18 protein-coding genes and 2 tRNA genes are annotated in these 23,652 nt (G+C 65.6%); 11 read left to right on the top strand and 9 right to left on the bottom strand.

All coding sequences use genetic code 11. The features are described from left to right. Together AC07UK_RS21155 and AC07UK_RS21160 are read right to left on the bottom strand one after the other, a co-directional pair. Positions 1-951: an ABC transporter permease gene (locus AC07UK_RS21155; protein WP_494686280.1), complete on the bottom strand. Its 951-nt coding sequence runs from the start codon at positions 949-951 to the stop codon at positions 1-3. Between the two features lie 123 nt (positions 952-1,074). Next, the gene (locus AC07UK_RS21160; protein WP_436221422.1) at positions 1,075-2,697 is read right to left on the bottom strand and encodes an ABC transporter substrate-binding protein; all 1,623 of its coding nucleotides are present in this window, start codon (positions 2,695-2,697) and stop codon (positions 1,075-1,077) included. A gap of 216 nt (positions 2,698-2,913) precedes the next feature. On the opposite strand from AC07UK_RS21160, the gene AC07UK_RS21165 reads away from it, so the two are divergent. Continuing rightward, a complete protein-coding gene (locus tag AC07UK_RS21165) occupies positions 2,914-4,161 on the top strand; it encodes a Zn-dependent hydrolase (RefSeq protein ID WP_494686279.1) in 1,248 nt (415 codons plus the stop codon). A gap of 30 nt (positions 4,162-4,191) precedes the next feature. Here the strand turns inward: AC07UK_RS21165 and AC07UK_RS21170 are convergent, their stop codons facing one another. The 3 genes from AC07UK_RS21170 to AC07UK_RS21180 all read right to left on the bottom strand — a co-directional run bounded on the left by AC07UK_RS21170 (position 4,192) and on the right by AC07UK_RS21180 (position 5,812). Beyond that, positions 4,192-4,539 (bottom strand): hypothetical protein, encoded by a 348-nt coding sequence (locus tag AC07UK_RS21170; protein ID WP_013956495.1) that lies wholly within the window; start codon positions 4,537-4,539, stop codon positions 4,192-4,194. A 156-nt stretch (positions 4,540-4,695) separates the two neighbouring features. Continuing rightward, positions 4,696-5,496: an IclR family transcriptional regulator gene (locus AC07UK_RS21175; protein ID WP_436221424.1), complete on the bottom strand. Its 801-nt coding sequence runs from the start codon at positions 5,494-5,496 to the stop codon at positions 4,696-4,698. Positions 5,497-5,725: 229 nt separating this feature from the next. Beyond that, positions 5,726-5,812 (bottom strand) — tRNA-Leu (locus tag AC07UK_RS21180). 273 nt (positions 5,813-6,085) lie between these two features. Between AC07UK_RS21180 and AC07UK_RS21185 the strand changes: the two genes are divergently transcribed. Next, positions 6,086-6,460: a VanZ family protein gene (locus AC07UK_RS21185; protein WP_494686278.1), complete on the top strand. Its 375-nt coding sequence runs from the start codon at positions 6,086-6,088 to the stop codon at positions 6,458-6,460. Here AC07UK_RS21185 and AC07UK_RS21190 read toward each other — a convergent pair. Then, positions 6,435-7,292, bottom strand: a complete 858-nt coding sequence (locus AC07UK_RS21190) for a 23S rRNA (adenine(2030)-N(6))-methyltransferase RlmJ (RefSeq protein ID WP_436221507.1) — start codon at positions 7,290-7,292, stop codon at positions 6,435-6,437. The genes AC07UK_RS21185 and AC07UK_RS21190 overlap by 26 nt on opposite strands. A gap of 166 nt (positions 7,293-7,458) precedes the next feature. Between AC07UK_RS21190 and mnmC the strand changes: the two genes are divergently transcribed. From mnmC to AC07UK_RS21235, 9 genes are all read left to right on the top strand, one after another. Next, entirely contained in the window at positions 7,459-9,429 is a 1,971-nt protein-coding gene (mnmC, locus tag AC07UK_RS21195) for a bifunctional tRNA (5-methylaminomethyl-2-thiouridine)(34)-methyltransferase MnmC2/FAD-dependent 5-carboxymethylaminomethyl-2-thiouridine(34) oxidoreductase MnmC1 (protein WP_494686277.1), read from the top strand. Between the two features lie 229 nt (positions 9,430-9,658). Continuing rightward, positions 9,659-11,014 (top strand): trigger factor, encoded by a 1,356-nt coding sequence (tig, locus tag AC07UK_RS21200; protein WP_114135231.1) that lies wholly within the window; start codon positions 9,659-9,661, stop codon positions 11,012-11,014. A gap of 102 nt (positions 11,015-11,116) precedes the next feature. Then, positions 11,117-11,767 carry an ATP-dependent Clp endopeptidase proteolytic subunit ClpP gene (gene clpP, locus AC07UK_RS21205; protein ID WP_011615108.1) on the top strand — a complete coding sequence of 217 codons (651 nt, stop codon included), beginning with the start codon at positions 11,117-11,119 and terminating at the stop codon, positions 11,765-11,767. Positions 11,768-11,997: 230 nt separating this feature from the next. Continuing rightward, positions 11,998-13,275 carry an ATP-dependent Clp protease ATP-binding subunit ClpX gene (gene clpX / locus AC07UK_RS21210; RefSeq protein ID WP_013956501.1) on the top strand — a complete coding sequence of 426 codons (1,278 nt, stop codon included), beginning with the start codon at positions 11,998-12,000 and terminating at the stop codon, positions 13,273-13,275. Positions 13,276-13,531: 256 nt separating this feature from the next. Then, entirely contained in the window at positions 13,532-15,943 is a 2,412-nt protein-coding gene (lon, locus tag AC07UK_RS21215) for an endopeptidase La (RefSeq protein ID WP_013956502.1), read from the top strand. 192 nt (positions 15,944-16,135) lie between these two features. Beyond that, a tRNA-Val gene (locus AC07UK_RS21220) sits at positions 16,136-16,211 on the top strand. A 302-nt stretch (positions 16,212-16,513) separates the two neighbouring features. Continuing rightward, positions 16,514-17,113, top strand: a complete 600-nt coding sequence (locus AC07UK_RS21225) for a DUF421 domain-containing protein (RefSeq protein ID WP_494686276.1) — start codon at positions 16,514-16,516, stop codon at positions 17,111-17,113. Then, on the top strand, positions 17,110-17,676 hold the full coding sequence (locus AC07UK_RS21230) for a CinA family protein (RefSeq protein WP_436221510.1): 567 nt from the start codon (positions 17,110-17,112) through the stop codon (positions 17,674-17,676). Before AC07UK_RS21225 ends, AC07UK_RS21230 begins: the two co-directional genes overlap by 4 nt. A 52-nt stretch (positions 17,677-17,728) precedes the next feature. Then, the gene (locus AC07UK_RS21235) at positions 17,729-18,784 is read left to right on the top strand and encodes a DNA topoisomerase IB (protein WP_436221511.1); all 1,056 of its coding nucleotides are present in this window, start codon (positions 17,729-17,731) and stop codon (positions 18,782-18,784) included. Between the two features lie 57 nt (positions 18,785-18,841). Here AC07UK_RS21235 and aspA read toward each other — a convergent pair whose 3' ends face one another. The 3 genes from aspA to AC07UK_RS21250 all read right to left on the bottom strand — a co-directional run bounded on the left by aspA (position 18,842) and on the right by AC07UK_RS21250 (position 23,585). Next, complete coding sequence (aspA, locus tag AC07UK_RS21240; RefSeq protein ID WP_436221512.1) at positions 18,842-20,275, bottom strand: aspartate ammonia-lyase; 1,434 nt, start codon at positions 20,273-20,275, stop codon at positions 18,842-18,844. A gap of 867 nt (positions 20,276-21,142) precedes the next feature. Then, the gene (locus AC07UK_RS21245; protein WP_494686275.1) at positions 21,143-22,162 is read right to left on the bottom strand and encodes an IS110 family RNA-guided transposase; all 1,020 of its coding nucleotides are present in this window, start codon (positions 22,160-22,162) and stop codon (positions 21,143-21,145) included. A 286-nt stretch (positions 22,163-22,448) separates the two neighbouring features. Then, positions 22,449-23,585 carry an IS110 family RNA-guided transposase gene (locus AC07UK_RS21250; RefSeq protein ID WP_494686274.1) on the bottom strand — a complete coding sequence of 379 codons (1,137 nt, stop codon included), beginning with the start codon at positions 23,583-23,585 and terminating at the stop codon, positions 22,449-22,451. Between the last annotated feature and the right edge of the window lie 67 nt (positions 23,586-23,652).

A 23,652-nucleotide genomic window follows, 5' to 3' on the forward strand; every position in this document is an offset into this window, starting at 1 on the left:
TCAGTTGCGCTGGATGCGCGGGTCGAACAGCGTCTGCAGCGCATCGACCAGCAGGTTGAGCAGCACGAAGAACACCGCCAGCACCAGGATGGTCCCCTGCAGCAGCGGGAAGTCGCGCTGGAAGATGGCGGAGTTGAGCAGGAAGCCCGTGCCGGGCCACGAGAACACGGTCTCGATCAGGATCGAGCCGCCCAGCAGGTAGCCCAGTTGCAGGCCCATCACCGACAGCGCGGTCGGCGCCACGTTCTTGAGCACATGGCGGAACACGGCCAGGTCGGACAGGCCGCGCGCGCGCAGGCCGACGATGAACTCGTTGGCCAGGATCTCCGCCACCAGCGCGCGCACCGTGCGCGCCACGATGCCCATCGGGATCACCGACATGGTCACCGCCGGCAGCAGCATGTACTGCATGTGCTCCCAGTCCCACGCCCAGTCGCCCGAACCGCCCGGCCCGGCGCCGGTGGCCGGCAGCCAGCCCAGCAGCACCGAGAACGCGATCACCAGCACCATCCCCAGCCAGTAGTGCGGGATGCTGACGCCCAGCACCGACAGCAGCGACGCGGTGCGGTCGGCCACGGAATCGCGCAGGTAGCCGGCGACAAAGCCGAACAGGCAGCCGAAGCTGAAGCCGATCAGCGTGGCCACGGTGGCCAGGCGCAGGGAATTGACCACGGCGGCGCCGACTTCGGCCATCACCGGCCGGCTGGTGGCGATCGAAGTGCCCAGGTCGCCCTGCAGCGCGCGGCCCAGCCAGTGCACGAATTGCTCCAGGAAGGGCTTGTCGAAGCCGTAGAGCGCGGTCAGCTGGCGGCGCAGGTCCTCCGAGGCGTCGGGCGGCAGCACCGACACCAGCGGATCGCCGGGGGCGATATGGACCAGCGAGAAGCACAGCAGCGCCACCCCGAGCAGGATGGGGATGGCATAGAGGATGCGGCGGAACAGGTATTGCATGGGAGGATCCGGCAAGTTGGGGGCGTGCGTGCGCGGTGCGCGGCACGCGGGAAAGACCGGGCGGGATTGCCGGGCCGCGCGGCGGCGGGGCTGCCGCGCGGCGTCCGTCGGGCGCGGCCGGGATCAGTCCATCGACATCGTCGCGATATCGATAAACCAGCTCTGCGGCTGCACCACGCCCTTGACCTTCTTCGAGATCGCGCGCGGGCCGACGTCGTGCGCGATCAGCACGAACGGCGACTCCTCGACGATGCGGGCATGCAGCCTGGCCAGCGCCGCGTCGCGCGATTTCTCGTCAAACGAGGTGCGCGCGTTCTCGATCAGCTTGTCGAACTCGGCATTGCCGAAGTAGCCCCAGTTGTTCGAGACCGGCGGCTGCGTCTTGGTGCTGACGAAGCGGACCATGGCGAAGAACGGGTCCATTGCCGCAAAGCTGACGTTGATGGCGTTGGCGCCGTGCGCGCTGGCGTCCTTGGCGCCGACGCGCCAGTTGGTGAAGAGCGTGTTCCACTCGACCACGTCGAAGTCGACGTCGATAAAGCACTCCTTCAGGTTCTGCTGCACGTACTCGTTCATCGGCAGCGGCTGCATCTGGCCGGAGCCCGACGCTGACACCTGCACCTTGACCTTGACCGGTTTGGCGGCCGAGTAGCCGGCCTCCTGCATCAGCTTCTTCGCCGCGGCCGGGTCGTACTTGATATCGAACTTCGGATTGCCCCACCACGGATTGCCGGTCTCGACGATGCCCTTGGCCTCGGCCATGTACCCACCCAGCAGCGTCTTCAGGCCGCTGCGGTTGACGCACAGGTTGGCGGCCTGGCGCACGCGCTTGTCCAGCCACGGCGAGCCGGGCGCGAACGACAGCTGCCACGGCCACATATGCGGCTGCGCGTTGGCGTAGACCTGGAAGCCGCGGCTCTTGATCTGGGCGATGGCGTCGGGCGCCGGGGCTTCGATCCAGTCGACCTGGCCCGACAGCAGCGCGGCGGTGCGCGCGTTGGCCTCGGGCATCGGCACCATCACCACCTTGTCGATCTTTGGCACGCGCTTCGGGTCCCAGTATTGCGCATTGCGCACCACTTCCAGGCGCTCGCGCGGCACCAGGCGGCTCATCCTGAACGGCCCGGTGCCGGCGGCGTCGGCGGCAAACGCGACCCAGGCCTGCTTGGAGCGCTCGACCGGATCGGTGACCGAGGCCGGCACCGCGGCGAATTTCTTCTCCCACTGCGTGGGCGAGGCCATGAACAGGTTGGTCAGGTTGTAGGGCAGGAACGAATCCGGCTCCGAGGTGACCAGCTCGACGGTGAGGTCGTCGATCTTCCTTGCCGTGCGCAGCGTCGGCATGCGCGAGGCAGTCACGCCGACCTGGCTGGGATCGAACTGCCTGGCGGTCTTGTCCAGCACTTTGCCGACGTTCCAGACCACGGCGTCGGCGTTGAACGGGGTGCCGTCGTGGAACTTGACGCCAGGGCGCAGCTTGAATACCCATCTGGTCTTGTCGGCGGCGTCGACCTTCCATTCGGTGGCCAGGCCCGGGATCAGCAGGCTGGGGCCGTTGCCCCTGGACAGGTCCCATTGGGTGAGGCCGTCGTACATCGGGATGCCGGAGAAGCGGTTGCCCTCAAAACCCTGGTCGGGCTGGCCGAGCGTGCGCGGGATGTCGGCGGCGGTCATGCCGATGCGCAGCACCTTGTCGGCATGGGCGGCACCGGGCAGCGCGAGCAGCGCCAGCACGGCGGCGCTCATGAGCGAGGCAGCTGACTTGAGACCTTTCGCGAGAAGGGAGGGATCGTGGTGCACAGGCTTGCTCCTGGGTTGGCTTGAGGGGACGGATGTCTGCAAAGCAAGTCATGTGCCACGGTGACAGGGCAGAGAACCCGGGCCGAAGTGCGGGCGACGGTGGTCTGCTTCTTGCTGAACCTGCTGCCGTTTCCTCTCCCTCCACCTCACCCGCAACCAGACATGGACCAGCTACACCTTCCCCGCATCAATGGCGCCCGCCTGTGGCAAGCGCTGATGGACCTCGCCGCGATCGGCGCCACGCCCAGGGGCGGCGTGTGCCGCATCGCGCTGACCGAAGCCGACCGCAAAGGGCGCGACCTGGTGGTGCAGTGGTGCCGCGAGGCCGGGCTCGACGTGCGCATCGACGAGATCGGCAACGTCTTCGCACGCCGCGCCGGCAGCGACCCCGACGCGCGCGCCGTGGCCACCGGCAGCCATATCGACACCCAGCCCTCGGGCGGCAAGTTCGACGGCAACTTCGGCGTGCTGGCCGGCCTGGAAGTCATGCGCACGCTCGACGACCTGGGCATCGTCACGCGCGCGCCGCTGGAGGTTGCGTTCTGGACCAACGAGGAGGGCACGCGCTTCACGCCGGTGATGATGGGCTCGGGCGTGTTCGCCGGAGAGTTCGACGCGGCTTTTACGCGCGCGCAGACCGATGTGGATGGCGTCAGCGTGGGCGACGCGCTGGTGGCCATCGGCTACCGCGGCGCGCAGCCGGCGGGCGCGGTGCCGGGCGGCATGTTCGCGGCTTACTTCGAGGCGCATATCGAGCAGGGGCCGGTGCTGGAGGCGGCCGGCCTGCCGATCGGCGTGGTCTCGGGCGCGCTGGGCCAGCAGTGGTACGACGTGACCGTGACCGGCATGGACGCGCACGCCGGCCCGACGCCGCTGGCGCTGCGCCACGACGCGATGCTGGCGGCCGCGCGCATGGTCGAGGCGGTCAACCAGATCGCGCGCGACGAGGCGCCGCACGGGCGCGGCACGGTCGGCTACCTGCAGGTCTCGCCGAACTCGCGCAACGTGATTCCGGGCCGGGTCGATTTCTCGGTCGACTTCCGCAACCTGTCGCAGGCTGGCCTGGACCGCATGCACGCGGCCATGCAGGCGGCGTTCGAAGGCATTACCCTGGCCGCCGGCGTTGAGGTCGAAATCCGCCAGGTGGTGAAGTTCGAGCCGTGCGTGTTCGCGCCCGAATGCGTTGACAGCGTGCGGCGCGCGGCCACGGCGCTGGGCCTGCCGCATATGGACGTGGTCAGCGGCGCCGGCCACGACGCGGTCTACGTCGCGCGGCGCGCGCCCACCGGCATGATCTTCGTGCCGTGCAAGGACGGCATCAGCCATAACGAGCTGGAAGACGCGCTGCCCGAGCACATCGAGGCGGGCGCCAACGTGCTGCTGCAGGCCATGCTGGCGCACGCGCGCTAGGGCGCTAGGGCGCTAGCGCCAGATCCGGGGCTAGTTGCAGATCGTGCCGGGAACCGGCTTGCCCGAGGCGGTCAGCCCCTGGCACGCATCGCCGCTCGCCAGGCTGGTATCCGCGGCCGCGGCCGGTGACAGCTTCAGCTTGCCTGCCACGGTGCAGCACCCACGGGGCGGTGGTGGAGCCGGCGTGCGCTTGGTCGCCGACAGCGGCGCCGGCCCACCGGCTTCCGCGGTTTCTTCCGCGTCAGGAAAGACGCACTGCCCTTGCTGGCAGATCCGCTCTCCTTTGCACTGCATGTCGTACTGGCATCCGGCGGCCTGTGCAAACGATGACCAGCCAGCGGTCATCGACGCTGCCAACAGTAAAGCGGGGAATTTCATATGCCCTCCGATCAGGGCTGAGATAACGATGCCGGACCGGCGCGGTGCCGCCCCGACACCTTCAGCATAGATCGCGGCAAGGGTCCGCGAAAGGCACTGGCACTCAGGTGTTCTACCACCCCTGCGCAAGCTGGCGGGAGTTCGCCGTGCCGGGCCTCAATGGGCGATCGAGCGCGAGATCGCCCGCGCGCATTCCATCACCAGCGGCGCCAGCTTTTTCTGCGCCTCGGCCATGTTCCAGCGGCTGGCCGGCGGCGACACGTGCACCGCGCCGACCGCCACGCCCTGGCTGTTGATGATGGGCGCGGCCAGGCCCATGTCGCCGATGAACAGTTCCTCTTCATTGCTGGCGTAGCCCAGCCGGCGGCACGCCGCCACGCGCTCGAAGATCGCATCCACGCCGGTCAGCGTCGCGGGCGTGCGCGCCACGCGTGCCGACTGCTCCAGCATCGCCAGGACCTGCTCGTCGGGCAGCGTGCTGAGGTAGGCCCGGCCGGAGCTGGTGCAGTACATCGGGATGCGCATGCCCACCGGCGTCAGCACCGGCATGTGTTTGGCGGTCATCAGCTGGGCCACGTAGACCATGTCCAGCCCGACCGGCTCGGTCAGGTTGGCGGTCTCGCCGCTGGCTGCGGCCAGCTGCGACAGGTAGGGGCTGGCCACCGGGATCAGCGCGTCGGCCGCCAGGTAGTTGTAGCCGATCTCCATCACCCGCGGCGTCAGCCGGAAGCGGCGCGTCTGCGGGTGCTTGTCGACATAGCCCAGCGCTTCCAGCGTATGGATGGTGCGCTGCGCCGAACTCTTGTTCATGCCGGTCAGCGTGGCCAGCTCCGACAGGGTCAGCGTGCGGTGCACGCCATTGAAGGCGCGCAGGACTTCGAGGCCTTTTTCCAGCGACTGGTTGAACAGCGGGTTGTCGCGGTCGGGCGCGGGTAGCGGGACGGGTTTTGACGGCATAGTTGGGTCGCGGGCGAGAGGCCGGGCGGCACCATCCGCGGGATGGCTGCACCACGATGAGTGAATATTGCACCAATATACGTATGTATCGATTATCGATACGATGACAAAATGATACCGTCGCTGGCGCAGTATGGAAAGTGGCGCAACATGGAGGTGCCTGCCGGGAGAAGCGGGCTGAAGGGGAATTTGAAAACGGAAGTTGTCAGTCCGCCACTTGAAGGGCGGGTGGTGCGAGGGAGGGGACTCGAACCCCTACACCATTGCTGGCGTCAGGACCTAAACCTGGTGCGTCTACCAATTTCGCCACCCTCGCGGTCCTTGCGGCGCTGCCCGGGCGGGCGGCCGCGATGCTCGCTGGCTGCGCCGGACAGGAAAGCAAAAAAGGCGGCTGGAACTGCCCGCCTTTCATCTGTCCGCTGCTGCCGGCACTGGCCGCCGAACCGTGGCGTCGGCATGGCTAGCGTCTACAGTGCAACGAGGCTGCGGATTGTAGCGCAAGGCGCGGGGGGAATCCAGCCCTGCCGGGCGCTGCGGTGGCGGCGGCAGGCGGCAGGGATATATTGTCGGCTTTCCAGATCCCGCACACATGCCGATGATTGCCTTCCCGACCCTGACCCCGCTGCGCTGGCGCCTGCTGTTCTGGGGCTGCGCGGCCGCGGTGCTGGCGCTTTCGCTGATGCCGCCGACGCAGCCCCTGCCGACCACCGGCTGGGACAAGTCCAACCATATGCTGGCGTTCGCGGTGCTGGGCGTGCTGGGCCGGCGCGCCTACGCCGGCCGTGGCTGGGCCGTCTTGCTGGGACTGGTGGCGTACGGCGGGCTGATCGAACTGCTGCAGGGGCAGACCGGCTACCGCGAGGCCGACTGGCTCGACCTGCTGGCCGACAGCGTCGGCCTGGCTGCGGGCATGGCGCTGGACTGGCTGGTGCGCCGCCTCAGCTCTCCTCGGCTTCGAGCGTGAACTTTGCGCCGTCGTCCTGGCCAAGCAGGTCCGTCAGCACCGGCATGGCCTGCTGCAGCGATTCCTTCAGACGCCACGGCGGGTTGACGATGAACATGCCGCTGCCGTGCAGGCCCAGGCCGCCCTCGACCGGATGCCTGACGGTCAGGGTCACGTGCAGCCAGCTCTTGAGCGGCAGGCCCTTGAGCTGCACCGGCAGCTGCACCGATTCACGCCGCTGTACCTGCGGGTACCAGACCGCATAGACGCCGGTGGCAAAGCGCTCCAGCCCGTCGCGGATGGTCTGCACGGTGCGGGCGTAGTCCTGCTTGTCCTCGTAGGAGGGGTCGACCAGCACCAGCGCGCGGCGCGGCGGCGGGGGCAGGATGGCCTTGATGCCGCCGAAGCCGTCGCCGTCGTACAGCATGACGCGGCGCCCGGCGCCGCGGAAGTTGTCGCGCAGCACCTGGATCTCGGTGCTGTGCAGCTCGAACAGCCGCAGCCGGTCGTGCTCGCGCAGCATCTGCCAGGCCAGCCAGGGCGAGCCGGGGTAGTGGCGCAGGTTGCCGTCCGGGTTGAGCGCGCGCACCTGGTCCAGGTATTCGTCCAGCATCGCCGGCAGCTGGGTGCCGCTGGCGGCGGCGCGCCACAGCGGCGCGATGCCGGTTTCGAATTCGGCCTTCTTCTGCGCGTAGGCGTGGTCCAGCGCATAGAGGCCGGCGCCGGCATGGGTGTCGATATACCAGAACGCCTTGTCCTTCTGCGCCAGGTGCTCGAGCAGTTGCACCACGACGGCGTGTTTGAGGACATCGGCATGGTTGCCGGCGTGGAAGGCGTGACGGTAGCTGAGCATGTGGAGCGGGGCGCCTGGGCGGCGCAGATCAAGGGGCAGGGCGGTGCGGTCTGCGGGAAGGCCGCTATGCTACCATCCGGCGCGAGTTGCCCACCCCGGCCAACCCCGCTCTCACGCCCCGGCGAATCCGCCCGGGCATTTTGCTTTTCGCCGAGTTTCCTGTCCCATGCCGCGCGCACTAGAGCCCGCCGAGCCCATCCTGTCTGCCGAAGGCATCCCGTATTCGCCCCGCTACGACGACGTCTACCACAGCACCGAAGGCGGGCTGGCGCAGGCCGCCCATGTCTTCCTGGGCGGCAACGGCCTGCCGCAGGCGTGGGCCGGACAGCGCCAGTTCGTCATCGTCGAGACCGGCTTCGGCCTGGGGCTGAATTTCCTTGCGACCTGGCAGGCGTGGCGCGATGATCCCCAGCGCTGCGGATCGCTGCATTTCGTCTCGATCGAAAAGCACCCGTTCACCCGCGAAGGGCTGGCGCAGTTGCACGCCGGGCTGGACGGGCTGCAGCCGCTGGCGCAGGCGCTGCAGGCGCAATGGCCGCTGGCGCTGCCGGGTCTGCACCGCCTGGCCTTCGACGGCGGGCGCGTGATGCTGACGCTGGCGCTGGGCGATATCGAGCAGATGCTGCCGCGGCTGGCGGCCGGCGTCGATGCCTTCTACCTGGACGGTTTTGCGCCGGCGCGCAATGCGGAAATGTGGTCGCCGCAGGTGTTCCGCGGACTGGCGCGGCTGGCCCGGCCAGGCGCCAGGCTGGCCACGTGGGCGGCCGCGGGCTTTGTGCGGCGCGGGCTCAAGGACGTCGGTTTCGAGGTCAGCAAGGCGCCGGGCTTTGGCGGCAAGTGGCAAATGACCGTCGCGCGCTTCCGCCCGCAATGGAAAGCGCGCCGCCACGCGCCGCCACTGGCGGCGCAATGGGCCGAGCGCCATGCCATCGTGATCGGCGCCGGCCTGGCCGGCTGCGCCGTGACCGAGCGGCTGGCCGCGCGCGGCTGGCGCGTGACGCTGTTCGATGGCCACGACGGGCCAGCGCGGCAGACCTCGGCGCATCGCGCGGCGGCCATGCATGCGCACGTGTCCGCCGACGACAGCCTGCTGTCGCGGCTGTCGCGCGCGGGCAACCAGTACGCGCTGCGCGGCTGGGCGGCGCTGGCCGAGGCCGGCCATGCGGTCGGCTGGCATGGCTGCGGCGTGCTGCAGATCGGAGAGGACGAAGCCGAGGGCGACGCCCAGCGCGCCGCACTGGCGGCGCAGGGCTTGCCGGAAGGATTCGTGCGCTGGATGAGCGCTGAAGAGGCGGCGGCCCACCATGCCGGCGTGCCGCGTGGCGGCCTGTGGTTTCCGCAAGGCGGCTGGGTGGCGCCGCCGGACATCTGCGCGGCGCAGCTGGCGCAAGCGGGCGCTGCGGTGACGGCACGTTTCGGCTGCCGGGTTGCTGCAATCGCGCGCGTTGACGGGCAATGGCAGGCGCTCGGGCAGGACGGTGAATTGCTGGCATCGGCGCCGGTGCTGGTACTGGCCAACGCACATGAGGCGCAGCAACTGCTGCCGCGGCAGCACTGGACCATGCGGCGCGTGCGCGGGCAGCTGACCACGCTGGGGTCGGCGCAGGTGGATGCGCTCGGCGGCTGGCCGGATTGCGTGGTGACCGGTGCCGGCTACCTGCTGCCGCGTGCCGCAGACGGCGCCGGCCGGGTCGGCTCCAGCTACGACGCCGACGAGGGCCCGCTGGTGGAGCAGTCGGCGGTCCACGCGGCCAACCTGGCGCGCCTGTCCGGCATGCTGCCGCGCCAGGCCGATGCCGTGGCCGCCATCGATCCCGCAACGCTCTCCGGCTATGTCGGCGTGCGCACGGTCACGCACAACCGGCTGCCGCTGGTCGGCCAGGTGCCTGACGAGGCCGCCGCGCTGGCGCAGGCCGCATCGCTGCGCGGCGCGCACTTGCGTGACCTGCCGCGCATGCCCGGGCTCTACGCCGCCCTTGCATATGGGTCGCGCGGCCTCACCTGGGCAGCGCTGGGCGCGGAACTGCTGGCCAGCCAGATCGAGGGCGAGCCCCTGCCGCTGGAGTCGGACCTGGCCGATGCGATGGATCCAGCACGCCTGCTGCTGCGCGCGCTGCGCCATGGGCAGACGGGATAGCACCGCGAGTCCGGCGGGCGGGTCCGGGCCCGTTCCGGGCAAAATCTGCCGGAAGCGAATGAAAACCGTGCGATAATCCCCGTTTTCCGTTTGCGCGGAGCTTCCCGTTCGCCGGTGCGCCGCCCCGGCTGTCCTGTGGTGACGGCGCCGTGGCGGTAAAGCGGGCGGTACATGCGCAAGCGGTAGCACCTACGAACACAACTACATTTTCTGGATTGGATCTACGACCATGTCGAACGTGATTGAGAACCTCGGCAAGCTGGACCGCAAGGTGACCCTGGCCATCCCCAAGGCCGAAGTGGAGAAGGAAAAGCAGGAGCGCCTGGTTCGCCTGTCGAAGACCGTGAAGATGTCGGGCTTCCGTCCGGGCAAGGTGCCGATGAAGATGGTCGAGAAGCAGTACGGCCAGCAGGTCGAGTTCGAAGTGCGCTTCGACAAGGCCGCACGCAAGTTCTTCGACATCACCAAGGAACAGGACGTCAAGGTTGCCGGCCAGCCCAAGTTCGAGATCAAGAACGAAGGCGTGGGCGAGGACGAAGTCGCCTTCGACGCCACCTTCGAGGTGTACCCGGAAGTGACCATCGGCGACCTGTCGGCTGCCGAAGTCACCCGCACCGGCACTGAAATCACCGATGCCGAAGTCGACAAGACCATCGACATCCTGCGCAAGCAGCGCGTGCACTACCACGCCCGCGGCGAAGCCGGCGAGCATGGCGACGGCGGTGCCGACGTCACCGCCCAGAACGGTGACCGCGTGACGCTGGACTTCGTCGGCAAGATCGACGGTGAAGAGTTCGCCGGCGGCAAGGCCGAGGACTTCCCGTTCGTGCTGGGCGAAGGCCGCATGCTGCCCGAGTTCGAGCAGGCCGCGCTGGGCCTGAAGGTCGGCGAAAGCAAGACCTTCCCGCTGGCCTTCCCGGAGGACTACCACGGCAAGGAAGTGGCCGGCAAGACCGCCGAGTTCACCGTGACGCTGAAGAAGATCGAGTGGGCGCACCTGCCGGAAGTCAATGATGCCTTCGCCAAGTCGCTGGGCATCGCCGACGGCAGCGTCGACAAGATGCGCGCCGATATCCGCGAGAACCTCGAGCGCGAAGTGAAGCGCCGCACGCATTCCATGCTGAAGGACCAGGTCATGGAAGCGCTGCTGAAGGCCAGCGAGCTGGACGTGCCCAAGGCCCTGATCGAGCAGGACCAGGAACGCCTGGTGGAAATGGCCCGCCGCGACCTGGAGCAGCGTGGCATGCCCAACGCCAAGGACATGCCGATCCCGGCCGAGATGTTCGCGCAGCAGGCCGAGCGCCGCGTCAAGCTGGGCCTGATCCTGGCCGAGATCGTCAAGGCCAACGGCCTGGAAGCCAAGGCTGACCAGATCAAGGCCGAGATCGAGGACTTCGCCAAGAGCTACGAAGACCCGAAGGAAGTCATGCGCTGGTACTACGGCGACCAGCAGCGCCTGGCCGAAATGGAAGCCTACGTGCTCGAAAACAACGTGGTAAATTTCGTGTGCGACAAGGCCAAGGTCACCGACAAGAAGGTGTCCTTCGAGGAACTCACCGCCGAAGGCAACCAGCAGCAAGCCTGAGGCCGGAAGTGACCCGCAGCCCCGCGCCACGGCGTGGGGCGGGGCAACGTCCCGAGTTACCCCGGATGGCCTTGCGATCCGACGAATCCATGGAGAACATGCATGACCCGCAATGATTTGCTTGACCGTCTCGCCACCACGCAGGCTTCGGCACTGGAAACCCAGGGCCTGGGGCTGGTGCCGATGGTCGTCGAGCAGTCCGGCCGGGGCGAGCGCGCCTATGACATCTACTCGCGCCTGCTGAAGGAGCGCGTGGTGTTCATGGTGGGCGAGGTCAATGACCAGACCGCCAACCTGGTGGTGGCCCAGCTGCTGTTCCTCGAGAGCGAGAACCCCGACAAGGACGTGTCGCTGTACATCAACTCGCCGGGCGGTTCCGTATCGGCGGGGCTGGCGATCTACGACACCATGCAGTTCATCAAGCCGGACGTGTCCACGCTGTGCATGGGCATGGCGGCAAGCATGGGCGCGTTCCTGCTGGCGGCTGGCGCCAAGGGCAAGCGTTCGGCGCTGCCCAACTCGCGCATCATGATCCACCAGCCGCTGGGCGGCGCGCGCGGCCAGGCCTCGGACATCGAGATCCAGGCGCGCGAGATCCTGTACCTGCGCGAGCGCCTCAACACCATCCTGTCCGAGGTGACGGGCCAGCCGGTCGAGAAGATTGCGCGCGACACCGATCGCGACAACTTCATGAGCGGCGACCAGGCGGTTGACTACGGCCTGATCGACAAGGTCCTCGCCCGTCGCGGCTGATGCAGCGGGCCGCCGTGGCGCAATCGGCAGCGGCGGCCGGCCAGGCTGGCAAGGGCTCAAATGGCGAAGGCTACACCGGAACGAGGCCCCGTGCCTCGTTTTTTGCTTTTGCCCCACAGCCGGGGGGAACCGCCGGTGGTGCCAATTGTTTTGGCGTATGATGCGTTGAAGCGTATCTCCGGGGAGCCTTTCGCCCCGCGGTGTGCGCACAGCAAAAGTGACTGATTCCTATGGCGGACAAAAAAGGTTCATCCAGCGAAAAGCTTCTGTACTGCTCCTTCTGCGGCAAGAGCCAGCATGAGGTCAAGAAGCTGATTGCCGGCCCGTCGGTGTTCATTTGCGACGAATGCATCGACCTGTGCAATGAGATCATTCGCGACGAGGCCACGGCATCCGAGAAAGACGCCGCTGCGGCCGCGCGCTCGGACCTCCCCACGCCCCACGAGATCCGCGAAAGCCTGGACCAGTATGTGATTGGCCAGGAACAGGCCAAGAAGATCCTGGCCGTGGCGGTCTACAACCACTACAAGCGCCTCAAGCACCTCGGCAAGAAGGACGATGTCGAGCTGTCCAAGAGCAACATCCTGCTGATCGGGCCGACCGGCTCGGGAAAGACGCTGCTCGCGCAGACGCTGGCGCGCCTGCTCAACGTGCCGTTCGTGATCGCCGACGCGACCACGCTGACCGAAGCCGGCTACGTGGGCGAGGACGTCGAGAACATCATCCAGAAGCTGCTGCAGAACTGCAACTACGAAGTTGAGAAGGCGCAGCGCGGCATCGTCTACATCGATGAGATCGACAAGATCTCGCGCAAGTCCGACAACCCGTCGATCACCCGCGACGTGTCGGGCGAGGGCGTGCAGCAGGCACTGCTCAAGCTGGTCGAAGGCACCATGGCATCGGTGCCGCCGCAGGGTGGCCGCAAGCATCCGAACCAGGACTTCCTGCAGGTGGACACGACCAACATCCTGTTCATCTGCGGCGGCGCCTTCGATGGCCTGGAGAAGGTCATCATGCAGCGCTCGGACAAGACCGGCATCGGCTTTGCCGCGCAGGTCAAGAGCAAGGATGAGCGCGACGCCAGCGAAGTGCTGCCGCAGACGGAGCCGGAAGACCTGATCAAGTTCGGCCTGATCCCCGAACTGATCGGCCGCCTGCCGGTGGTCGCCACGCTGTCCAAGCTGGACGAGGCCGCGCTGATGCAGATCCTGGTCGAGCCCAAGAACGCGCTGGTCAAGCAATACCAGAAGCTGCTGGCAATGGAAGGCGTCGAGCTGGAAATCCGCCCGGGTGCGCTGAGCGCCATCGCCCGCAAGGCGATCCGCCGCAAGACCGGGGCCCGCGGCCTGCGTTCGATCCTGGAGCAGTCGCTGATGGACGTCATGTACGACCTGCCCAACTACAAGGGCGTGCAGAAGGTGGTGATCGATGAAAATACGATCAACGGCGATGCACCTCCGCTGCTGATGTACGAAGAGCAGCAGCCCAAGGTGGCGGGGTCCAACTAATCGCGAGGGCTGCCAGACGTGGTAAGTGGTCGGGACCACACCGGCAGCTGGGCGGAAAGGCCGTTCGCGTAGAAGCGAGCGGCTTTTTTTGTTTATTTCTACCGACGAGAGGGAGGAAACGCGGGTATGCTGTTTCAGAGGGGCCAGCAAGTGCAGGAAGCGGCATCTGCCTGCCTTGATGAATCGATTGGCACGTATCTTGTAATCGATTCGGGCGGCCCAATTTACGCCTTAAATGACTGACTTGGGGAAAATGATGTCCGGAACACAACTCCTCCCGGCCGAGCCGATTCGCCTCCCACTGTTGCCGCTGCGCGACGTGGTGGTGTTTCCGCACATGGTGATCCCGCTGTTCGTGGGACGCCCGAAGTCCATCAAGGCGCTTGAGACTGCGATGGAGGCGGGCAAGAGCATCATGCTCGTGGCCCAGAAGACGGCGGCCAAAGATGAGCCGACCGCCGACGACCTGTATGAGGTCGGCTGCATCGCTAATATCCTGCAAATGCTGAAGCTGCCCGACGGTACCGTGAAGGTGCTGGTCGAGGGTACGCAACGCGCAAACATCCGCGAGGTGAGCGAGGACGAATCGCATTTCATGTGCGAAGCCGTGCCCGTGCCGCCCGCACCTGGCGAAAGCGCCGAGACCGAGGCCCTGCGCCGCGCGATCGTGTCGCAGTTCGACCAGTACGTGAAGCTCAACAAGAAGATCCCGCCTGAGATCCTGACTTCGCTGTCAGGCATCGACGAGGCAGGCCGCCTGGCGGATACCATCGCCGCGCACCTGCCGATCAAGCTCGAGCAGAAGCAGAAGATCCTGGAGATGGTCAATGTGACCGAACGCCTGGAAAGCCTGCTGTCGCAGCTCGAGGGCGAGATCGACATCCTTCAGGTTGAAAAGCGCATCCGTGGCCGCGTCAAGCGCCAGATGGAGAAGAGCCAGCGCGAGTACTACCTGAACGAGCAGGTCAAGGCCATCCAGAAGGAACTGGGCGAGGGCGAAGAAGGCGCCGACCTGGAAGAGCTCGACAAGCGCATCAAGGCTGCGCGCATGCCGAAGGAAGCCAAGAAGAAGGCCGACGCCGAATTCAAGAAGCTCAAGCTGATGTCGCCGATGTCGGCCGAAGCCACCGTCGTGCGCAACTACATCGACACGCTGGTGAACCTGCCGTGGCGCAAGAAGAGCAAGGTCAACAACGACCTGGCCAACGCCGAGCGCGTGCTGGATGAAGACCACTACGGCCTGGAGAAGGTCAAGGAACGCATTCTCGAGTACCTCGCGGTGCAACAGCGCGTGGACAAGGTGAAGGCGCCTATCCTCTGCCTGGTCGGGCCTCCCGGCGTGGGCAAGACCTCGCTCGGCCAGTCGGTGGCGCGCGCGACGAACCGCAAGTTCGTGCGCATGGCACTGGGTGGCGTGCGTGACGAGGCCGAGATCCGCGGCCACCGCCGTACCTACATCGGTTCGATGCCGGGCAAGATCCTGCAGAGCCTGTCCAAGGTCGGCGTGCGCAATCCGCTCTTCCTGCTCGACGAGATCGACAAGATGGGCATGGATTTCCGCGGCGATCCGTCGTCGGCGCTGCTCGAGGTGCTGGACCCGGAACAGAACCACACGTTCCAGGACCACTACATCGAAGTGGACTTCGACCTGTCCGACGTGATGTTCGTGGCGACGTCGAACTCGCTCAACATCCCGCCGCCGCTGCTCGACCGTATGGAAGTGATCCGCCTGTCGGGTTACACCGAGGACGAGAAGGTCAATATCGCGCAGCGCTACCTGCTGCCCAAGCAGATCAAGAACAACGGTCTGAAGGCAGGCGAGATCGAGGTTGCCGAAAGCGCGATCCGCGACATCATCCGCTACTACACGCGTGAAGCGGGGGTGCGTTCGCTGGAACGCGAGGTCTCCAAGATCGCGCGCAAGGTGGTCAAGCTGCTGCTGCTGAAGAAGGAGTCGGGCACGATCAAGGTCGATTCCGAGAACCTGGACAAATTCCTCGGCGTGCGCAAGTACGACTTCGGCCTGGCCGGCAAGGAAAACCAGGTTGGCCAGGTGACCGGCCTGGCGTGGACCGAGGTGGGCGGCGACCTGCTGACCATCGAAGCCGCGATCATGCCGGGCAAGGGCAACATCACGCGCACCGGTTCGCTGGGCGATGTGATGAAGGAGTCGGTCGAGGCCGCACGTTCGGTGGTGCGTTCGCGGGCACGCCGCCTGGGTATCACGGATGAGATGTTCGAGAAGCGCGACATCCACATCCACGTGCCCGAAGGCGCCACGCCCAAGGACGGTCCGTCCGCAGGCGGTGCCATGACCACGGCGCTGGTGTCGGTGCTGACCGGCATCCCGGTGCGCGCGGATGTCGCCATGACCGGCGAGATCACGCTGCGCGGCGAGGTGCTGCCGATCGGCGGCCTCAAGGAGAAGCTGCTGGCGGCCCACCGGGGCGGCATCAAGCTGGTGCTGATCCCGGAGGAAAACGTCAAGGATCTGGCCGAGATCCCGGACAACGTGAAGAACGCCATCGAGATCGTGCCAGTCCGCTGGATCGACAAGGTGCTGGAACTGGCGCTCGAGCGCAAGCCCGAGCCGCTGCCGGAAGAAGACGCCAAGCCCGCCGAAGTGGCGGACAAGGCCACGGCCAAGGTTGAGCGTCTGCATCACTGACACAGCTTTGGCCGCATGAATGAAACGCCGCGGGGCAGCGATGCCCGGCGGCGTTTTTTTTTGCGCGCGCAGGTCTTGGCAAACTGAAATCACCTGTATTACACTTGCGCCCTCGCAACGCAAACCACGGCAACTGCCGCGAGGTGCGGAGCGATCAGCAAGTTGCAGGCAGCCAGCCTGTGATGGTCGAGCGGGTGCTTAGCTCAGTTGGTAGAGCGGCGCCCTTACAAGGCGTAGGTCGGGGGTTCGAGCCCCTCAGCACCCACCACCGCTCGACAAACAAAATCAAGGACTTAGAGCGATCTAAGTCCTTTTTTGTTGGCATTTCACCTCCCTCCAGCCAAGCTCCCGGCAGGTGCCTTCCGGCGTCCCACAGATGGGCGCCATTCGCTCTCGACGTTGCGCGCTTTGCGCAGCTTTTTCAGGCCAGGCCCCGGCGCTGCATGTACATTTTCCCCGCATTCCTGCGCGAATAAGCGCGTATGAGGCATGCACAGCAGCACGGCCCAGCGCCGTGAGCCTGGCGCGGAACTTGCAAAACCAGTCAGAAAATCGACTGCGGACGCCGACATGGACAGCGTGGAAGTGATCGCCGATGTGATGCGCCAGCTCGTGGGCGAAGGTGACAACCTGGCGTGGTGGCAAGGCGCCGTGCGTGCCGCCATCATCTTCGTCGGCACTTGGGCGATGCTGCGGTTGGCCGGCAGGCGGGCCTTCGCGCAAAAGACATCGTTCGACCTGTGCATCATATTGCTGCTGGGCGCGGTGTTGTCGCGCGCCGTGGTCGGGGCCACTTCATTCGCGGTGGCGTTTTCCGCCGCGCTGGCATTGGTGCTTCTGCACCGAGTGGTGGGCTGGCTGTCGAGCCGTTCTCCGGCATTCGACCGCGCCACTGGCGGCCAAGCGCTGGACCTGCTGCGCGAGGGGGAACTGGACCGGGAGCGCGTGAGCCACGCAATGCTGACCGAGGAAGACCTCAAGGCCAACCTGCGTGCGACACTTCAGACCGACAGCTTCGACAACCTCAGCCGGGTGGTGCTGGAGCGCGACGGCAAGGTGACGTTCGTGAAGGGGCGCAGCGGAGATGGCCGCGTACCCGCTGCGCCGCCCACACATGCTGTCTCGCGCCGCAACGGAGTGCCCGTCCAGGCGTCGGGGGCGCGGCGATGACGATTGGGGAAGGCGGCAGCGACAACGGCCGCATTGCACGCTATTTGCGGCGCCACAATTTGCATGTGGTCACGGCGGAATCCTGTACCGCGGGGCTGATCGCCTCGCGCATCGCCGAGGTGCCGGGTTGCGGCGACGTTTTGCACTGCGCCATCGTGGCGTATTCGCCCTCGGCCAAGGAACAGTTGCTGCACGTGCCGCCTGAGACCATCAGGTATCACGGACTGACCAGCGAGGCGGTCTCGCTGGCAATGGCGCTGGGCGCCATGGAGATCACCGGCGCCGACCTCGCGATCGCCAACACCGGCGTCGCCGATGACGGCGGCGATGGCGATATCCCGGCGGGTACGCAGTGCTTTGCCTGGGTGTTCCGCCGCCACGGCCATGCGGCGCGCGATGTGCTGCGGAGCACCGGGGGTGTTGCGGCGTTCACGGAAACGCGGCGCTTTCCGGGGGCGCGTAACGCCGTGCGCGAAGCCGCTGCCGACTGGGCGCTGGCTCGCATTTGCCATTACCACGAACAGGCGCAGCGCGGGCAAGGCCACTGCGCCCCGCGCGCATAAATCGCCGGAAGCCCGGGACGGCGCGCTGGCAGCCCCGGAAAGAGATCCAGCCTTGGATAGTGTCCTCCCGACTAATGGTGCCGACAAAGCGTTGCGTACGGTATTGCGCGAGGCCGGATTGCGTTATGTCGATGACAGTATGCCGGGCATCAGGCGCCGCCGCCAGGGCGGCGACTTTGCCTACATCGACGCCAACGGCAGACGCGTGCACGATGCCGCCACGCTGGCACGCATCGCTGCGCTGGCGATTCCTCCTGCCTACGAGGAAGTGTGGATCTGCGCGAACCCTGCGGGGCACCTGCAGGCGACCGGGCGTGATGCGCGGGGCCGCAAGCAGTATGTCTACCACGCTGAGTGGGGCGCGCTGCGCGATTCGGACAAATACGCGCGGTTGGCGGCCTTCGGCAGCGTACTGCCCCGCTTGCGGGCGCGCGTCGCGCGCGACCTGCGCCGCAACGGCATGCCGCGCGAAAAAGTGGTCGCGGCAGTGGTACAACTGCTCGACGCCACGCTTGTGCGCGTGGGCAGTCCGCAATATGCGAGGCAGAACCGCACCTACGGCCTCACCACGCTGCGCCGCCGCCATGTCACCGTGCGCGGCAGCCGGCTGCGTTTCCAGTTTACTGGCAAGAGCGGCATTACCCATGACGTATCGGTCAACGATCCGCGTCTGGCCCGCATCGTGCGCAACTGTGCCGACCTGCCAGGCCAGTGCCTGTTCAAGTATCGCGACAGCGACGGCGAGATCCGCGAGGTCGGGTCCGCGGACGTCAACGCCTACCTGCAGCAGGCGACCGGCGGCGACTTCACTGCCAAGGACTTCCGCACGTGGGCGGGCAGCGTGCATGCGCTCGCGCTGCTGCGCGCGGCCGGGGCGGACGGCGAAGCCGCGCGCAGGAAGTGCGTGGCCGAGGCCATCAAGTCAGTGGCCCAGCGCCTGCGCAACACCGTGGCGGTGTGCCGCAAATGCTATGTCCATCCGGCGGTGATCGAGGCCTTCATCGACGACGGATTGCAGGACTGCGCGCGCGTCGCCAACGTCAGCCGCCTGCGTGCCGACGAAGCACGGCTGCTGAAGCTCCTTTCACAAGGGGCCAGGACTGCATAGGGCGTCCCGCCGCGCTACCCTGTCGGGGACGGAAATGTTGTTGCACCGGGATACCTGTCATCGGACAAACGACTTCCCATGCAAGTCCAGCGGCACCGGCTGGGTCAGCGTCTCGGGGCGCAGGATGCGGTCGAGTTCCTCTTTAGACAGCAAGCCCTTGCGCAAGACGATTTCATAGACGCTGCCGCCGGTGGCGTGCGCTTCCTGCGCAACGGCGGTCGCGTTCGCATAGCCGATGTAGGGGTTGAGCGCCGTCACGACGCCGATCGAGTTCTCGACCGTGGCGCGCAGCCGGTCGGCATTCGCGGTGATGCCTTTGACGCAGCGCTCGGCGAGCGTCAGGCAGCCGTTGCGCAGATGGCTGACGCTCTTGAACAGACTGTGCGCGATGATCGGCTCGAACGCATTGAGCTGGAGCTGGCCGGCCTCGGCCGCAAAGCTGACGGTGATGTCATTGCCGATGACTTCGAAGGCGATCTGATTCACGACTTCGGGGATCACCGGATTCACCTTGCCGGGCATGATGCTGGAGCCGGCCTGCATCGGCGGCAGGTTGATCTCGCTCAGGCCAGCGCGCGGGCCGCTGGACAACAGCCTCAGGTCGTTACAGGTCTTCGATAACTTCACGGCAACGCGCTTCAACACGCCGGAGAGTTGCACGAAGGAGCCGCAGTCCTGCGTGGCCTCGATCAGATTGGGTGCGGTCTCCAGCGGAATGCCTGTGATCTCGCGCAGGCGCCGCAGCACCACGGGCGCATACGATGGATGCGCGGTGATGCCGGTGCCGATCGCGGTGGCCCCAAGGTTGATCTCACAGATCAGCATCGCGGCTTCGCGCAGGCGCGCCTCGTCTTCTCCGAGCATCACGGCGTACGTGCTGAATTCCTGGCCGAGCGTCATCGGCACCGCGTCCTGCAGCTGAGTGCGGCCCATCTTGATGATGTGAGCGAACTCGTCGGCCTTCGCCTCGAAGGCCCGTCGCAGCACTGCCATGGCGTCCACAAGACCGGCGATACCGAACCACGTAGCGACCTTCAGCGCGCTCGGGTAGACATCGTTGGTGCTCTGGCCGATGTTGACGTGCTCGTTCGGGTGCAGGTGCTGGTACTCACCCTTCTGATGGCCGAGCAGTTCGAGCGCGCGGTTGGCGATCACCTCATTGGCGTTCATGTTGGTCGAGGTGCCGGCGCCGCCCTGAATGACATCGACGACGAACTGGTCGTGCAGCTTCCCGGCAATCAACTCCTGGCAGGCGCCGACGATTGCGTCGCAGCGCGCCTTGTCGAGCAGGCCTAGCTCATGATTGGCCTGCGCCGCGGCCTGCTTGATCGCAGCCAGCGCCTTGATCAGCTCTGGGTAGATGGAGATCGGGGTGCCTGTGATAGGGAAATTCTCGACGGCGCGCAACGTATGCACGCCATAGTAGGCCTGGACAGGGACTTCACGGTCACCCAGGAGGTCATGTTCGGTTCTGAAGAGTCCGGCAGTCATGGTTACGCTCCTCGCGTAAATTGGTTTCAGCACTGCGGCCGAAGTCTAGGGAATCGGCCGTGCCCGCAGCACATTCGATGCCAAGATTTCATGGAGTGTCGCTGCGCAGCGCATGGTTATGCAGAAATTGCATAAACGGTTCGATTCTGCCGATGCCTGCGCATCTTCCAGGGGATTCTGATAGCAAGTTGCGTAAGCGGCGTAGCTTTCGTGATGATTTCGTAGCGGCCCTGACGGGTGCTCTATACTGCCCCCATTGCGTCTTCTCCGCCTCTCCTGTCATGGCTTCGTTACCGCTGCCTCCCGACTACGCCGATTGCCCGCTTCGCTAAAATCTCGCATCGGGCGCGCCCAGCATCGCGCGGCGGTGGCTGTCAACCAAGCCTGCACTGGCCACGCGAGAATCGTCGGTGCGAACAACTTGCCAGAGCGTCACCGCTGATATGACTCCGGATGTCAATCGAGATTGGTTTGTTCAGTTTCACAGTTGCATGTTTTTCCTCACCCAATTTCCTGAGGGCGACGTAGCAGTAAGAGTCGACGGTGGATCATGCTGATATCCGCGGGTTGGTTGCCGCATTACAGAGGTCTACATGGACGTCCCCCCGTTTGCGAAGGTTTTCGTGCGCGCTGACTGACAGGATAGGTTGCAGCTCTACATTCGGCCTTGTTGCAGCCTGACGCGCTGCGGGCCCCTATGAAATCCGCTGACTCGCACCTCATTCCGCCCACGAGCTAAAAGCTCTCTCTGTAATTCAGGTTTGGCGAGTCCCGGTCCGACCTGTGTTGTCATCACATACGATTGCCACCCAACCTTTCAACGTGGCGTCCTGTAAAGGGTTATTGCTCTGGTACGGCACACCGCGATCATGCCGGTTTAGTACTTACATGCTCTTTTTCATAGGGGCTGTTGTGGGCGAGAACTGCCCAGATTGTGCGGGCCATCTTGTTGGCGAGCGCGACGATCGCGACGTTGGAATGCCGTCGTTTGACGAGCTGGGTAACCCATGCACCCGGATCCTTCGCATGCGAGAGCACACTGCGCGCACCGTGAATCAGCAAGGTCCGCAGATAGGTATCACCTCGCTTACTGATGCCCAGCAACACGGTCTTCCCGCCCGTGCCCGTTTGTTTGGGAACCAGGCCGAGCCACGCCGCGAATTCCCGCCCGGACCTGAACGACTTCGGACTACCCATCGTCGCGACGGCCGCGGTGGCGGTCAGGAGCCCGACGCCTGGTATGGCAGCAATCGCCTTGCATGCCTGGTCGTCTTTCAGCCATGTCTGCAAGCGCCGTTCAATGTCGGCGATCTGCCGGTCGAGCTTCTCGAGGTCATTCCACTGCTCGCGCAGTGACTCGATGAGCATGCCGGGCAGTCGCCCGGCGAGTTTCTCCAGAACACCAGGGATTGCCTTGTCGAGCGCCGCGCGGCTCTTGCCCATCACTTCACCATATTCAGTCAGCAAACCACGTAGGCAGTTCATTTGCATCGTGCGAAACTTGACCTTCTGTTCCCGCAACCTGTGCAGCGCCAGCACCGCCTGCTGGGCCTCGGTCTTTATGGCAACAGACTTGCTGGGCATCTGCGTGGCCATCCAGATGGCGCGGGCGTCGGCGGCGTCATTCTTGTTGCCGATGTTGAACGCCTTGGCGAATCTGGCCGGTATCAGCTTCACCTGATGTCCCATTTCCAGCAGTCGACGCGCCCAGTGCTGCGCGCCTCCACAGGCCTCCATGCCAATAAGGCAAGGTTCGCGATTCGCGAAGTGCTCTAGAAACACCGAGCGCTTGATCGACTTGTTGACGATTTCCCCCGTGGCGGGATCGACCCAGTGCATCTGCATGACGTTCTTCGCAATATCTAGGCCGACTATCGTATAGGTCATGATCGTATCCTCCGGTTTGCGTTGGGGAAATCGCCACTGATCTCCTGGGGCACTATGATCCCCCCCGTATCGGGGGCCCGCGAGGATCCGCTTTCCCATTTCCTCACCGGCCACAGGTGGGGGGACGTCCATTCCATTCCGCCCAATGAGCCTGCCGCTATCTAGTGCCGCAAGTGGGATGAGATTCCGTTGCGTAGCGGTGTCGCGGGTTACTCGAGTGCCGGGCTACGTCGCCTTCAGGAAACTGCCTCCAAAGTAGGTGGTTGATCCGTCGATATGGGCCGGGCTAGGTTAGGTTGCCCGGCGCCTCTTGTGGTACGGCAAGGGACATCGCGAGCTGGCTGATATCCCAGATAAACCCGCTCAGTTCGCGCGCCACGGCGACCACCGCGATGTTCGGGTTCTTGCCGCGGGCGGCAAGTTTCCGATAGCGCCGGCACAGTCGAACCTGGGCGTCCCAAGACCGGTCAACGATGGCCTTGGGGATGCCTTCGTGCCGGCGCTGGATCTCGGGACTCACACGTGCCGGGTGCCGGTAACTCCAGGCAGCCTCGACGAGAAGCTTTCTTGCATAGCTATTGCCGTTCTTGGTGATGCTGCCCTGTCGTCGTTTTTCTCCCGATGAGTGTTCAGCGGGTGTCACCCCGAGCCAGGCCATCAGTTGGCGCGGATGGACAAAGCGCGAGAGATCGCCCAACTCGGCGAGGATGCCTATCGCCGTGGTGAACTGCACGCCGCGCATGGCCTGCAAGCCCAGTACGGCCGGATAGAAGTGCCAGTTGACCACGGCTTCGCGCAAGGCCGCTTCGAGACGGCTGCATTGCGCGAGCCGATCCTCGATGGTCCGTCGATATTCGTCAAAGGCAAGTTGTTGCCACACTGTATCGAACGCAAAGGCACTGATCCAGCGCCGGTGCGCCGGTCCCCAGTCGGCTCTGCCGCTGTAGCGAACACCGTGCGAGAGCAGAAAGGCTTTCAGCCTTTGTCGGGCCCGCTTCAGATCGTCCTTGGCGCTGACCCACGCGCGTGACAGATCCCGGAATGATTCGTCTTCGACGCTGGGCACGTACACGGCCGAGAGGTCACCGGCACGCAGCGATCGCACGAGCTTGACCGCATCGCGCCGATCGGTCTTGACGCGCTCGCCGGGCTTCTTTGGGATCAGCGACGGCGCGCACACCATGCACTCGAATCCCTTCCCTGCAAGCTGCCGGTAAAGGCCATATCCGCATGGGCCCGCCTCGTAGACGATGCGGATTCGGCGCGCTTTGGACTGCAGGCGTTTGCACAGGCGGTCGATATCCGCCTTCGAGGTACCAATCTTGCCAAGCAGCTCCACCTCGCCCATGCCGAGTGCATAGGCGACCGTGATCGAGTCCTTATGGACATCCAACCCGACATACAAAGTGCTATCGTGTTCCATGCTGGCCTCCGCGCTGGAAATCGCCGGGTGTGGCACTGTCCACACCGTGCGGCTCTGGCAGTCATGC

The organism is Cupriavidus sp. GW821-FHT07C08, assembly GCF_059419025.1.